General features: G+C 66.8%; 11 protein-coding genes. 4 read left to right on the plus strand and 7 right to left on the minus strand.

The features are described from left to right. Positions 1-28: 28 nt before the first annotated feature. Genes ACQY5G_RS07085 through ACQY5G_RS07110 form a run of 6 tightly spaced genes read right to left on the minus strand, consistent with a single transcriptional unit; the run spans position 29 to position 8,824 of the window. Complete coding sequence (locus ACQY5G_RS07085) at positions 29-1,879, minus strand: LVIVD repeat-containing protein (RefSeq protein ID WP_428278320.1); 1,851 nt, start codon at positions 1,877-1,879, stop codon at positions 29-31. 42 nt (positions 1,880-1,921) lie between these two features. Then, positions 1,922-2,566, minus strand: a complete 645-nt coding sequence (locus ACQY5G_RS07090; protein ID WP_428278322.1) for a DUF305 domain-containing protein — start codon at positions 2,564-2,566, stop codon at positions 1,922-1,924. 25 nt (positions 2,567-2,591) lie between these two features. Then, positions 2,592-4,238, minus strand: a complete 1,647-nt coding sequence (locus ACQY5G_RS07095) for an amidohydrolase family protein (RefSeq protein ID WP_428278324.1) — start codon at positions 4,236-4,238, stop codon at positions 2,592-2,594. A gap of 29 nt (positions 4,239-4,267) precedes the next feature. After that, a complete protein-coding gene (locus ACQY5G_RS07100; protein WP_428278326.1) occupies positions 4,268-6,472 on the minus strand; it encodes a sensor histidine kinase in 2,205 nt (734 codons plus the stop codon). A gap of 17 nt (positions 6,473-6,489) precedes the next feature. Continuing rightward, positions 6,490-7,668, minus strand: a complete 1,179-nt coding sequence (locus ACQY5G_RS07105; RefSeq protein ID WP_428278328.1) for an ABC transporter substrate-binding protein — start codon at positions 7,666-7,668, stop codon at positions 6,490-6,492. A gap of 4 nt (positions 7,669-7,672) precedes the next feature. Next, complete coding sequence (locus ACQY5G_RS07110; protein WP_428278330.1) at positions 7,673-8,824, minus strand: PP2C family protein-serine/threonine phosphatase; 1,152 nt, start codon at positions 8,822-8,824, stop codon at positions 7,673-7,675. Positions 8,825-9,076: 252 nt separating this feature from the next. Here ACQY5G_RS07110 and ACQY5G_RS07115 point away from each other — a divergent pair, with 252 nt between their 5' ends. Next, positions 9,077-9,520: an ATP-binding protein gene (locus tag ACQY5G_RS07115; RefSeq protein ID WP_428278332.1), complete on the plus strand. Its 444-nt coding sequence runs from the start codon at positions 9,077-9,079 to the stop codon at positions 9,518-9,520. Beyond that, positions 9,510-9,845 carry an STAS domain-containing protein gene (locus tag ACQY5G_RS07120; RefSeq protein WP_310757813.1) on the plus strand — a complete coding sequence of 112 codons (336 nt, stop codon included), beginning with the start codon at positions 9,510-9,512 and terminating at the stop codon, positions 9,843-9,845. The genes ACQY5G_RS07115 and ACQY5G_RS07120 overlap by 11 nt, the downstream gene beginning before the upstream one ends. A 75-nt stretch (positions 9,846-9,920) precedes the next feature. Here the strand turns inward: ACQY5G_RS07120 and ACQY5G_RS07125 are convergent, their stop codons facing one another. Then, entirely contained in the window at positions 9,921-10,979 is a 1,059-nt protein-coding gene (locus tag ACQY5G_RS07125; RefSeq protein ID WP_428278335.1) for a hypothetical protein, read from the minus strand. Between the two features lie 182 nt (positions 10,980-11,161). Here ACQY5G_RS07125 and ACQY5G_RS07130 point away from each other — a divergent pair, with 182 nt between their 5' ends. Both ACQY5G_RS07130 and ACQY5G_RS07135 read left to right on the plus strand, forming a co-directional pair. Then, positions 11,162-12,568 carry an ammonium transporter gene (locus tag ACQY5G_RS07130; RefSeq protein ID WP_428278337.1) on the plus strand — a complete coding sequence of 469 codons (1,407 nt, stop codon included), beginning with the start codon at positions 11,162-11,164 and terminating at the stop codon, positions 12,566-12,568. A 33-nt stretch (positions 12,569-12,601) separates the two neighbouring features. Next, positions 12,602-14,092 (plus strand): circularly permuted type 2 ATP-grasp protein, encoded by a 1,491-nt coding sequence (locus ACQY5G_RS07135; RefSeq protein WP_428278339.1) that lies wholly within the window; start codon positions 12,602-12,604, stop codon positions 14,090-14,092. The last annotated feature ends 18 nt before the right edge of the window (positions 14,093-14,110 follow it).

Here is a 14,110-nt window from a genome sequence, read left to right on the forward strand (position 1 = left end):
CCCCGGAGCTTCCGCCGAGAGACCTCGGTCAGCGCAGCGAAGACGTGAGGTCGCGGATCGCCTCGGCGAGCAGCGCCAGGCGCCGGGCATCTCCCGGCCCCGCCGCGTTCTCGGCGCGACGCGCGTCTTCGTCGAGTTCGGCGGCGACCGCGTTCAATTCATCGAGCGTGGCGTTCCGGTCGGCGCCGGACCGGCTCTCCGCCATGTCGAGCAGCGACGCCACGCGCTCTCCGCGCTCGGTGTTGATGCCGCTGCTGCGCTGCATCTGGATCAGGTACGAGCGCGCGACCGCGAAGCTCGCGGGCCAGTCGAACCGCTCCTGGTTCTGCACGTTGGAGTCGCCGACCATCACCGACATCGCCGCGTCGATCTCCGCCTGGGACAGGTGCTCGCTGGCAGCGAGCTGGAACACGTCCACGCCCCGCGCGATCTCCGCGCCGTAGATCGAACCGTTGTGCCAGTACGCCGACCAATAGCCGCCGCTCAGCATCTCCACCGCGTCCAGAGGGCCGCGATCGAAGTAGGCGATCTCGAACGGGTTCTCCGGATCCGTGAAGTCGAAGATCGAGAGGCCGCCCTGGTACCAGCCCTGCACCATGATGTCGCGGCCCGGCACCGGGATCATGGAACCGTTGTGGGCGACGCAGTTCTCCTGCTCCGTCTGCGGCACCGGCAGCTTGTAGTAGCCCGCCAGCTCCATCTTGCGGTCGCGGATCGTGAAGATCGCGTTGGCGCCCCACGTCTCCGGATCGGAACCCCGGCAGCGGGGCGCTCCGCCACCGCCCCACTCGTCCGTGAAGACGATCGCCGTACCGTCGTTGTTGAAGGTCGCCGAATGCCAGTAGGCGAAGTTGGGATCGACGACCTGGTCGATGCGGACCGGGTTCTCGGGGTCGGAGATGTCCAGCAGGATGCCGTTCCCCGAGCAGGCTCCGGCTGCGAGTCCCAGATCCGAGCGCACCGTGATGTCGTGGCACTGGTTCGTGAGACGCGACGCCTGCGTGCCTTCGCCGTGGTCGCCTCCCGCCCACAGACCCGCGATCTCCCCCGTCTCGGGGTCCGCGAAGATGCGCGGCATGTTCACGACTTCGGCATTCTCCGGCGCATCCACCGGCACTTCGATGATCTCGATCCGGAACAGCGCCGTGTTCTCGTCCTCGTCGGCCGGCAGGCCGGAGCAGCCCTCGAGTTCACTGCCCGAACGGACGCGTCCCGTGCCTGAAACGTAAATGTAGACGTGGGAGTCGTCGTTGGGGTCGGTGACAAGCGTGTGCGTGTGAGAGCCACGGCACGTCTGCACGGTCTTCACCTGCCGGGGATTCCCGATGTCGGAGATGTCGAAGATGCGGATCCCCTGCAGACGCACGGTGCTGACGCTGTCCTGGACCCCCTCCGTGCCGCAGTCGAGCCGGGCCGACGCCTGCTGGACCGACATGAAGAGAAGGTTTTCGTGCACGCTGACGTCACCCTGTCCGCCGGGGCACACGACCGCGACGACGAGTTCGGGCTGAGCGGGGTCCGATGCGTCGAACACCTGGAAGCCCCAGTAGCTGCCCTGGAAGACGAGGTCCCCCTGGAACGCGATGTCCGAGTTCGTCGGCCCCCGTCCGCCGGCTTCGTCGGTCAGGAACGGATCGGGCTTCGGGAGGCTGACGAGCCGCTCCAGGTTGCCGATCGCCATTCCCGCATCGTGCAATCCGGGCGCGAGTCCGATGCGCGGATCGTCCGGATCCCATTCCCAGACGGCCTCCGGAGGCGGAGGCGGCGGGTCCTGTGCCGCAAGGCTCCCTGCACCCGCCAGCAAACCGAACGCGATGGCCGGCAGCAGGGCCGCCGGACCGCTCTGCCGAAGCAACGTCAAGATCTTTCCGCGTGACATCTTCCTACCTCCGCTGAATCTCCGTGAATCGTCGGGGAATCGTCAGGGGATTCCGTTCAGCATGTCGCGCATGCGCAGAATCTCCATGTCCTGGTCCGCGTCCACATCCGCCGCGAACCGAAATATCTCCGTCTCCTGGCCTCCGCCCGGACTCCCGAACAGCTCGGCCACCATCGTCAGGGCGCCCTGATGATGCTTGATCATCCCTTCCAGGAAGAGCCGGTCGAACCCGGAGCCACGTGCGGCAGCGAGAGCATCCATCTCCTCGCGGGACAGCATGCCCGGCATGAGTTCGCCCTCGCCGAGTCCGTGTGCGTGTCCGGCCCCCATCATCGGAGCCGTCTCATCACGGCGCTCGAGCCAGCGCGTCATCCACGCGATCTCGTCCCGCTGGGAGATCTCGATCCGGCGCCCGAGCAGGAGCAGTCCCTCGTGATCCGTCCGCTCCGGAATGAGCGCCGCCATCTCCAGCGCCTGGGCGTGATGCGGGATCATCCCCTGCATGAAGCGCACGTCCGCCGGGGTGTGTGTGACGTGCTCGAGGGATGCGGCTTCCTCCACGGTCAGGACGCGCGTGGCCTCGCCGGGTGCGCCGGGTTGGACCGTCCGCATCTCCCCCTCGCCGGCGTCGCCGCGGCAGGCGGCCAGCGCCAGGCACAGGAGCCCGATCCCGTGCCTGGATTTCATTCCCGCTTCCTTCGTCCGTCGATCGCTAAGCATCGTCCTCCGTCGCGAGCTGGGACTTCGCCGCCCGCACCATCTCGCGCACGTCGGCAAGCAACTGCTTCGCGTCGTAGATGATGCCGTCCTTGATCGTGTACTTGATGCCGCCGACGCGCTCGGTCTCGCCGGTCTCGTCGTTGAGCTTCACCGCGCCGTTTCCGTACAGGACCTTGAGGTTCTGAAGCGGGTTCTCCTCGACGACGACGAAATCGGCCTTGAGCCCGGCGCGGATCATCCCGAAGTCGGGCGGGAGCCCCTTGGGATCGTTCAGCTCCTGCGCTCCGTGCAGGGTGGCCGAGCGGATGACCTCCACCGGGTGAAACCCGGCCTCGCGCAGCAGTTCGAACTCCCGGATGTAGTCGAAACCGTACAGCTTGTAGATGAATCCCGAGTCCGAGCCCGTCGTCACCCGGCCGCCGCGGTTCTTGTACTCGTTGAGGAACTGCATCCACACCTTGTAGAAGTTCCGCCACGCGACCTCATCCTCGGTCGTCCAGTAGAACCAGTACGAGCCGTGCGCGGCTCGGCTCGGCTGATAGAAGTCCCACTGGCTGGGGAGTGTGTACTCCTCGTGCCAGTCCGCGTTGCGGGCCGCCATCACGTCCCGGCTCGCCTCGTAGATCGTCATCGTCGGATCGATCCCGAACCCGAGTTCGAGGAAGCGCTCCTGGAGCGCGTTCCAGCTCTCCGAGCCGGGGCCGTCGACCTGATCCCAGAGCCGGGCCACGTGACCGAAGCGGTGCTGCTCGTTCTGGTAGTTGTAGTCGAGCGGCCAGTCCTGGACGCTGTAGTCGGACAGCATCGACTCGAACAGGCCGTAGTAGTGGGTCATCATGTCGAGCCCGATCTCGGCCGCGTCGAGCGCGGTCATCCGCCCCACGCCCATCTGGCCGAGGTGGGCCACGGTGCCGAGCCCGTGCTGGCGCGCCTCGTCGATGAGCGCCTCCATGACCGGCGGGTCGAACGACCCCAGCTTGAGGCCGTCGATCTTCTGCCCCTCGACCTCCTGCGCCGCGGCCCAGCGCACCCACTCGCGCGCCCTTTCCGGCGTATTCACCCCCCCCTGGCCCCACGCCTCGCCGGGCCGAGCGTAGGTGTACATGCGCGGGGCGACGATCTCGTTGCGCGCCGCCTTCGCCTTCTCCCCGAGCGACCACATCATCGGTCCGTGGCCCACGCCGCGGGAGGTCGTGATCCCGTGCGCCATCCACAGCTTGTAGACGTACTCCGGCTGCGACGCCTTGGGGACGCCGCCGGTGTGCGCATGCATGTCGACGAAGCCGGGCATGATGAAGTGTCCGGAGAGGTCGATCTCGTGAACGTTCGCACCGGGATCACCCTCGATCTCCAGCTCGGGCCGGCGATCCTCGTTGATGTCGAGTCCCGGGTAACCGACGGTGCTGACGGAGGCGATGCGGTCGCCCTCGATGACGATGTCCATCGGGCCCTGAGGCGGCGCGCCCGTTCCATCGATGATCGTGACGCCGCGGAGAATCAGGCGGTCGTAGGGACCATCGCCCTCGTCGTCGCCGCGCGGAGTCGTTTCCGGGCGTCCGTCCTGCGCGAGCAGAGATCCCGCGCCGAGGAGGAAGACCCCGGCCGCCGCCAGCAGCCCGCAATACCGTTTCGTTCTCATCTTCTCTCCATGGTCGATGCGGCGAATCCTCACGTCACGGCCGCCGCCACTTCGGAAATATTGCTCTTGCGGAGCAGCTTGATCCTGAACTCCGTGAACTCGCCCGGCTCGCTCTCCACCTCGAGTTCGCCGCCGTGGCCGACGACGATGTCGCGGGAGATCGACAATCCGAGGCCGGTTCCCTGCGTACCCGATTTCGTCGTGAAGAACGGTTCGAAGATCTTCTTGACGATCGAGTCCGGGATGCCGGTGCCGTTGTCCCGGATCGACACCATCACGTGGTCTTCGTAGCCCCTCGTCCTGAGTGACACGGTGGGGGAGTAATCGCCGTCGTCCTGCTCCTTGCGGGCGGCCGTCGCGTGACAGGCGTTGGTCACGATGTTCAGGAAGACCCGGCTCAGATCGCGGGCGATGCCGGTAACCTCGCCGGCTTCCTCGTCGAAGTCCCGGTCGAGCGTCACGTTGAAGGAGGAGTCCGTGCCGCGCAGGCCGTGGTAGGCGAGCTTCGCGTACTCGTCGAGCAGCAGGTTGACGTCGATGGTCTCCGCGTCGCCCGCGTCTTCCCGCGAGTGCGCGAGCATCCCCTCGACGATGCGGTCCGCCCGGCCCCCGTGTTCCCGAACCTTGGTCACATTCATGTCGAGGTCGCCGAGCACCTCCTCGATGAAGTCGCGATCCAGCTCCGCCTTTCCCTCGGCGACCTCCTTCAGCTCCTCCTGCAGTTCCTCGATCAGTTCCTTCGAGAGAACCGAGAAGTTGTTCACGAAGTTGAGCGGATTGCGGATCTCGTGGGCGATCCCCGCCGTGAGGGCGCCGAGCGACGCCAGCTTCTCCTGCGTGATGACCTGTTGCTGCGTACGCTGGAGATCGTCGAGCGTCTGCTCGAGCGCCTCGTTCTTCGTCTGGACCTCCTGCGCCAGCTTCTCGACCAGGTTCAGCCGCTGCACTTCGAGGGCGTGCTTCCGGAAGACTTCCAGCGCGTGCGCCATGTCGGTGACTTCGTCGTTGCCCTCGACCTCCACCTTCACTTCGAGGTCGCCCTCGGACATGCGCCGCGTCGTCTCGAACAGGCTGCTCAATCGAACGATGAGGGAGCGGCCGAACGTCTTCCAGGCGACGCGGGCCGCGCCGATGGTGAACAGGATCACGGCGAGGAGGAACCAGAACCCCAGCCGGACGAGGAACGCGGAGCGATTCGCCGCGTCGCGGGCGGTGTCCTCGACGCGCTCCATGAGCATCCGGACCCCGACGTCGAGTTCCGCCGTCGTCTGCCGGTTGCGCTCGAGCAACTCCTCGGCCCGGCCGATCTCGTCGAGTTCCCGGCGCCGGGTCTCGAAGATGCCTGTCGGACCTCCGTACAACTCGCTGGGGACGCTCACCGCGTCGGCCAGCGTCTCCCTCAGGAGCGGGCGGATCCGGGGCAGCGTCGCCCGCACGTCGCGGAGGGCCGTCTCCACGCGCCCCCGGTTGGCGAGCATCTGGTCCGCATCCGTCTCGGTGAAGGCCTGCTGGATCTGCGTGATCGCCTGGTTCTGCGACGCCTTGAAGCTCAGGAGGCCGTAAAGCTGTTCGGTTTCGTCGAGCGCCAAGCGCTGGGACACCGGCGCCGGAACGTCCGTCAGCCCGCGGAGCCCCGTGCGGATGAAGAAATACTGATCGTCGATCGCCTCCTCGAGCACCGACTGCAGACGGAGTCCGGTCTCCTCGACGACGGCCCCCATTTCCGCGAGTGACGCGGCGTACGTCATCCGGTTGTTGACCGACTCGTAGATCTCGTTGATGTTAGCCACCAGGTCCTCGGCCAGACCCGCGACATCCGCATCCATTGCCGCCCCGCCGCCGACCTCGCCGACCCAGAACTGGAGGCTGTCCTGTTCCAGCAGGACGGCGGCCCGGACATCCGCCAGCGTCGCAGGGTCGGCGGCCGACAGGAGTTGCGGGGATGCGCGCAGGAGCGCCTCGCTGTGCTGCGTCACGCGGTGGCCCGCGAGGAGCGAAGGGATCTGCTCCTGCGTGACCTCGCTCTGACTCCGCTCCACGATGGTCATCAGGAGGAGCGCGAGGAGAATGGCGCTGATCGTCAGCAGCACGCCGCCGCCCAGTCCGACGACGATCTGGCTGCCGATGCCGAATCGGCCGCCGGTCGCCTGCCGGGCCCGTTCGCCGAACCCGCCGGGGAGCCGGGCCAGGGCCCACTCGAAAGCGCGTTGGATGCGCTCGTCGCTCTGTTTCACCGGAGGACCCGCGGTACTCACCGGGAAAGCCGGGTCACGGGAACGAACTCGCCCTCTCGAATCACGGTCAGAAACACGAGGTCCGATCCCTGGTTGTCTTCCACTCCGTATTCGACCGTGAAGCCGCCGAGGTCGATGGGGCCGGATTCCGTCAGCGTGCGGAGGAAGGCCTCCCGCGTGGGCCGAACGTCCGGATCGCCGGCTGCCAGCGCCTCCACGACCAGCCGTCCGGCCAGATAGCCTTCCAGCGATACGAAGCCCGGCCGGGCCGAGGGGTCGACCGCCCGCAGCGCGGCCTGGTAGCGCGCCACCACGGGCACGCTCGGATCGCGCGGGAAGGGCACGACCTGGGTCACGACGACGCCGTCTCCGGCGCGGCCCAGCTCGTCGAGGAGGGCGTAGCTGCCGACGAAGGAGATGTTCACGAACAGCGCGTCGAGACCGATCTTCCTCGCCCACCTGATGAAGTGCGCCACGGGGATGTACGCGCCGATGATGATGACGGCCTGGGGGTTGCCGGCCTGGATGTCGAGAAGCCCGCGCTTCACGGCCCGCGTGTTCCGCATGTAGGGGGCCTCGCTGACAAGTTCCATGCCGCGCGCGTCCATCGCGTTGCGCACGCCCGTCAGCCCGGCCAGCCCGTAGTTGTCGTCCTGGTAGAAGACCGCGATGCGCCGGAAGTCGAGGTCCCGCACGAGGCGGTCCACCATCTCCTCCGTTTCCTGGTCGTAGGATGCGCGCAGGTTGACGACGTAGCGCTGGTCCGGGCGCCTCAGGAGTCCGGCGCCCGTGAAGGCGCCGATGTAGGGAACGCCGGCGTCGCTCGCGCCGGGCTCCGCGGCGCTGGAGGTCGGCGTGCCGACGGCGCCGATGAGGCCGAACACGCCGTGCTCGATGAGTTCCTGCGTGTTGGCGACGGCGGGTTCGGGCTCGTAGCCGTCGTCGCGGACGATGAGGCGGAGGGCGCGCCCGTGCACGCCGCCATCTCGATTGGCCTCCTCGAACGCGGCCCGGATGCCGAGGGTCATGTTGCGGCCCAGTTCCCCCGCGGGCCCTTCGAGGGCCGCGGACTGGCCGAAGACGATGGAATCGGCGTAAACGCCCTCGGTCGCGGACTCACCCTGCTGCGACATGACGGGGCCGGGCACGAGGCCGGCCGCCAGGACGGCCGCGAGCGCGAACGACGAGCGCCGCATCAGGTCAGGTTCCCAGGTATCGAAGCGTCAGGCACGTGATGTCGTCCGACTGGTCCGCCTCTCCAGCATGTTCCTGTACGGCGCGTATCACGTGGCGGTTGATGTCCTCCGCGGACGATCCGCCGCATTCGCCCAGAACCTCGGCCAGTTCCTTTTCTCCGAGTTCGACGCCGTCCTCGTCCATCGCCTCCGTCACGCCGTCGGTGTAGAAGAACACGGCATCGCCCGGCTCCAGCGTGATCGACCCTCTGGGGAAGTCGACGCCGGACATGATTCCGAGGACGAGTCCCGGATCGGAGACGATCTGCTCGACCTCCCCCGAAGTCTTGATGAGGAACGGAAGATTGTGCCCCGCGTTCGCGAACGTGGCGTGACCGTTCGCGGGATTGAAGTTGGCGTAGAAGAGGGTCACAAACATCGACTCCTCGTTCTCGTTGATGAGGAGCTGGTTCACCTCGTCGAGACAGACCGAGGGGTCGGCCTCGCCGATCGCGGTCCCCTTGAGCAGCGTGCGGCTCACCATCATGAAGAAGGCCGCCGGCACGCCCTTGCCCGAGACATCGGCCACGACGATCGCCATGTGGTCTTCCTCGAGGCGGAAGAAGTCGTAGAAATCGCCTCCCACCTCGCGGGCCGGCGTCATCCAGGCGTGAAGCTCGTAGCGCGGGTCGGTGGGGTAGTTCGTCGGCAGAATCGACTCCTGCATCCTCGCGGCCACGCCCAGTTCCTGGCGCAGCGCCACCAGCGCGTCGCGGTCGCGAAGCGCCGCTCGCATCACCGCGAGGTGTTCGAGCGTCTTGGCGATGGTGGTTTCGAGGTCCCCGAAGTCGATCGGCTTGGTGACGAAGTCGAACGCACCGCGGTTCATGGCGGTGCGGATGTTCTTCATGTCCCCGTACGCGGTGACCATGACGGCGCGGAGGTCGCGGTCGAGTTCGCCCAGCTGCGCCAGCAGGGTGAGGCCGTCCATCTCGGGCATGTTGATGTCGGAGAGCACCACATCGACATCGCCGTGTTCATCGAGCCGCTCGAGCGCCTCGACCCCGTTCTGGGCGAAGACCAGCGTGAATTCGCCCGAGCGGATCCGGCGCCGGAACTTCTGCCGGAGGAGCAGCTCCAGATCGGGTTCGTCGTCTACTACCAGGATCTTCGGCATCGAGGCCTCGGTTGAGGTGAGTCGTCGGTCATGGGTCCTTGCCCTTGTCCGAAACCGCGTCCAGTCGTCATCGTCCCTGTCGATTTGCGCGGGGGCTCCCGGCGCGACGTGCGGGAATCTCCACAACCGGGGACCGGCCGCGCAATATGTCAAACCTCGGGAGCATGCGTAGTTTCGGCGCCGAAGGCGCCCGGGGCAGCGAGCGGGCAGCCAGCCACCAGGGCCTACAGGACCAACAGGAGCGGAACGGGAGTGCGGATCGCCGTCAAGCCGGACCCGAGCGAACCACGTCGCGTGGTGGACGAGGTCGAGCGCTTCTGCCTCGAACGCGCGCTCTCGCAGGACATCATCTTCCGGTTTCAGCTCTCGCTGGACGAACTCCTGACGAACATCATCTCCTACGGATTCGAGGGAACGACGGAGGATCCGGTCATCACGGTGGACATTCGCCTCGGAGACGCCGACATTGAGATCACGATCCGGGACAACGGCCAGCCCTTCAACCCGCTCGAGGACGCGGAGATTCCCGACATAAGCCTTGCGGCGGAGGATCGTCCCATCGGGGGGCTTGGCATCCACCTTACGAAGTCTTTTATTGATACGCTTGCATATGAGCGGGTCGAGGGCTTCAACTGCCTTACCCTGACGCAGCCGCTGGGGGCTGCCGGAAGCGAGGAATCGCCAGATGAACATTGAGACCAGCTACTCCGGAGATACCGCCGTAGGCGTGGTCAGCGGGCGCGTAGACTCCAGCAACGCCAAGGATTTTGACGGGGAGCTCTCCGGCATCATCGACGGGGGAGCGACCAACCTGGTCCTGGATTGCGGGAGTCTGCGCTACATCAGCAGTGCCGGGCTACGGGCGCTGCTGATCGCCATCCGCAAGACCAACCAGGCCGGCGGAGGGCTCGCCCTGTGCCACGTCCCGGAGAATATCCTCGAGGTGCTGGAGGTCAGCGGCTTCGTGCGGTTGACCAAGGTCTTCGATACGGTCGAAGAGGCTCAGGCGAGCTTCAAGTAGGAGCGACCGAAAAAAAGGGGGGCGCACCGGGTCGACGGCGCGCCCCCCGAGCCATCGCGGCCCGTCCGGGCCCGATCAGAAGAACGCGAACGCCTGGACCTTCAAGGACCAGTCCGACCGGCCGCCCGAGCTGTAGAAGTCCACGTTCGTGGAGATTCCGTTTCGACCCGTGAAGTACACCATGACGCCGGGGGTGACCACCGTCCCGGTGACCTTGCCCGGATTCTCCGCGCCGGAATCGACCCAGCTTACCCGGAGCATCGGCTCGATCCCGGAGAACTGCGACTCCGGCGCCATGGGCAGATACCAGAAGGCCATGAACTGGAAGGCGGAGAACTTCGCGTCGTCGTTCAGCTTCCAGTTGCGACCCTGCAGGACGTTGGCGATCAGGTGGGGACCGCCGAGCCACGTGCCGAGTTCCACCTCGGCCCCGACGGCCGGGACGCCCATCGTCTCCCCATGGCTGTTCAGCGTCTCGTCCAGGGCGAAATAGGCGGACACCCGCGTGTCCCCCCCGGTCGGGAAGAGCGAGAGCTGGCCCGACGCCGACTTCCCGTTGTTCACGTCCTTGTTCCCGATCCCCTCGCCGTTGGTGAGCGTGAAGCGGTAGCCGAAAAGCTCGCTCACGCGCCCCTGCGCGAGGATGCCCGGCTCGTAGTTGTCCAGGCCCAGCGCGCCGGTGAAACGGCCGTAGGTGCACACGCTGCCGACGCCGGGGCAGTGATCCACGCCCGTGACCCTGGCGTCCCGTTCGATGATCGGGAGCCAGGAATTGGGCACCAGCCAGAAATACGACATCCCCTTCTTGAACTGCCCCAGCTGGATCTCGAGCGCCTCGCTCGGCGTGAGTTCCAGGTACGCTTCCAGAACCGATGCGCCGTCGATGTTGAACTGGGCCCTGGCTCCGACGAGATCGTTGAGCCGCCCGTCGATCGTCACCCACGCGCGGCGGATGAAGAAGGACGAAGGCGTCTCGTCAACGCTCGAAGCTTCGTACTGGGCCTGGACTCGGGCGCCCACCGTGACGGTGGAGCCGCCACGCGCCCGGATTTCCTGGGCAAGAAGGGGGTGGACCGCCGAAAGCGTCAGTCCCATCCCGAATGCGGCGACCACTCCAATGGAGCGTTTCCACATGATGATATGCCCTCTCGTCGAAGATTCCGGTGCAGCCGGGTCACTCCCGAAGATAATCGGCTGCCGCCGTTCGGCTACCGGCCCACCGAACCCGTTGCGCGACGCCGGGAACGGACGCAACCTAAACCGGGAGTCGCGAAGGGCCATGATCGAGCCGTAAACCCGTTGAGGAAGGAGCCGCCGTGAGCACCCATCAGGTACGCTGGTCCCGCCGGTTCGCGGCGGGAAGGAATCTCGCAGCCGCGCTGCTCTCCGGCGCGGGCCTTCTCCTGGCGCCGGCCGTCCTCGCCGCGCAGGACGGTGGCGGAGATCTCGGGTTCGTCCTCAACACGTACTCGTTCCTCGTCTGGGGCGTGCTCGTGATGTGGATGTGCGCGGGTTTCACGATGCTCGAGGCGGGTTCGGTCCGGTCGAAGAGCGCTTCGATGATCTGCATGAAGAACATCGGGCTCTATTCGATCGCGGGCCTCACCTACTACGTCATCGGCTACAACCTCATGTACGTCGACGTCGGGAGCGTGATCGGGTCGATCAGCTTCTTCTACGGTCCGTCCGCGGATGAGGTGGCGCTCATCGGCGGGAACGAAGGCGCAGCCGGCGCCGTGGCGGAGAACGGCTACTCCGTGATGTCGGACTGGTTCTTCCAGATGGTCTTCGTCGCCACGACCGCCTCGATCGTCTCCGGGGCGCTGGCCGAGCGGGTGAAACTCTGGACCTTTTTCGTCTTCGTGGGCGGGCTCACCGCGGTCATCTACCCCATCGTCGGCGCGTGGACGTGGGGCGGCGGCTGGCTGAGCCAGATGGGCTTCACGGATTTCGCCGGCTCGACGATCGTGCACTCGACCGGTGGCTGGGCGGCGCTCGCCGGCGCCCTCGTCGTGGGTCCGCGCTGGGGCAAGTACCGCAAGGACGGCTCCATCCAGCCGACCCCCCCGTCGAACATCCCCGCCGTCACGCTGGGCGTGTTCATCCTCTGGATGGGCTGGTTCGGCTTCAACGGCGGCTCCGAACTCGCCCTCTCCGGTGTCGTCAACGCCGTTTCGATGAGCAACATCCTCGTGAACACGAACCTCGCCGCCGCGGCCGGCGTCATCACGGCGCTCTGCCTGTCGCGGTCCATATTCGGCCGGGTCGACCTCTTCGCCACGCTCAACGGGGCGATTTCCGGCATGGTGGCGATCACGGCCGGACCGAACATCACGAACTCGCTGTGGGCGATCCTGATCGGCGCGGTCGGCTCCCTCGTGTGCATGTTGGGACTGAAGCTGCTGGAGGTGCGGCGGATCGACGACGTGGTCGGGGCCGTGCCCGCGCACCTGTTCGCCGGAATCTGGGGAACGCTCGCCACGTGCATCGCGGCGGGCGGCGATTTCGTCGTGCAGCTGACCGGCGTCGTGGCCATCGGCGTGTTCGCCTTCTTCGTTTCCTGGATCTTCTGGATGGTGCTGGACAGGGTGATGGGCGTTCGCGTGTCGCGGAGCGTCGAGAGCATCGGCCAGGACGCGGCGGAACTCGGGATCGATGCCTATCCCGAATTTGTCCTCATGGTGGACCCCGACGCCGACGACGACTACCGCGACGCGGACTGAGCGTCCGCGCACGGGAACCGCCCGATGTCAGCGGTGAAGTTTGTCGATCACGGCTATGCCGACCCGGACCCCGCCATCTCGGCGGGGTCCGGGCCTTTCCGCCATTACGAACTGGATTCCGCCTTTCACGACGAGCTGTTTCACGAAGACGGCACCCCCCGGGCGCGGGCGCGCCGACTCGGCGCCGCCCTCTCCAGGATCCCCCCCGAGGATCTCGAGCGGCTCCAGGACGGCGTGTACCGCCGTTTCGTCCATGAGGGGATCACGTTCACGGTCCTCGGCGTCGAGGATGTCTCGGAGCAGATCATCCCCATCGACTGCGTGCCGCGCCTCATCACCGCCGAGGAGTGGGATCACATCGAGCGGGGGCTGAAGCAGCGCCTCACGGCCCTCAACCTGTTCCTGCACGACGTCTACCACGACGGGAAGTCGCTGCGGGATGGCATCGTCCCCCTCGACCTCGTGCTCGGCTGTCCCCAGTACCGTGTCGAGATGCGGGGGATGAAGGCGCCGCACGACGTGTACGTTGCCGTGTGCGGGACGGACATCGTGCGGGCGGGCGACACCTTCGCGGTGCTGGAGGACAATCTCCGGGTCCCGTCGGGCGTCTCCTACATGCTCGCCTGCCGCACGGCGATGAAATGGGCCTTCCCCTACCTGTATCGAGCCTACGGGGTCCGCGAGGTGGCGGACTATCCGGAGCGCCTCTACTCGACGATCGCGTCGCTTTCGCTGACCGCGGACACACCCCGCATGGCGGTGCTGACGCCGGGCCGATACAACTCCGCCTACTACGAACACGCGTTTCTCGCCGGCGAGATGGGCGTCGACCTCGTGGAAGGGCGGGATCTCGTCGTGCACGATGCGACGCTGTACGCCCGCACGGCCGCGGGTCTCCGGCGGATCGACGTGCTCTACCGGCGAATCGATGACGATTTTCTGGATCCGGTCGCCTTCCGGGAAGACTCCGTGCTCGGGGCCGCCGGTCTCTTCCACGCCTACCGCGCCGGCAACCTCGTGCTCGCCAATGCGCCGGGCACGGGCGTGGCGGACGACAAGGCGCTATACGCGTACGTCCCGCGCCTCATCCGCTATTTCCTGGATGAAGAGCCGATTCTGGCCAACGTGGAAACCCACCTCTGCCGAGAGCCGGACGGCCTCGCCTACACGCTCGACAACCTCGCGGAACTCGTCGTGAAGGAGGTCGGGGGGTCGGGCGGCTACGGGATGCTCGTGGGCCCGCACGCGACGAAGGCCGAGCGGAAGGCGTTCGCGGAGCATCTGCGGAACGACCCGGCGAACTACATCTCGCAGCCGGTGCTGCCCCTTTCGCGGGCGGGCTGTTTCGTCGACGGACGCCTGGAGCCTCGCCACGTGGACCTGCGCCCCTTCGTTCTCCAGGGAAGGGAGGAGCAGCACGTGGTTCCCGGCGGCCTGTGCCGCGTCGCGCTGCGCAAGGGAAGCCTCGTCGTGAACTCCAGCCAGGGCGGAGGCTGCAAGGACCTCTGGATCCTGCGTGAGTAGCGGCCGGGAGAGGGGCGC

Source organism: Candidatus Palauibacter sp., assembly GCF_965261555.1.
Lineage (GTDB): Bacteria > Gemmatimonadota > Gemmatimonadetes > Palauibacterales > Palauibacteraceae > Palauibacter.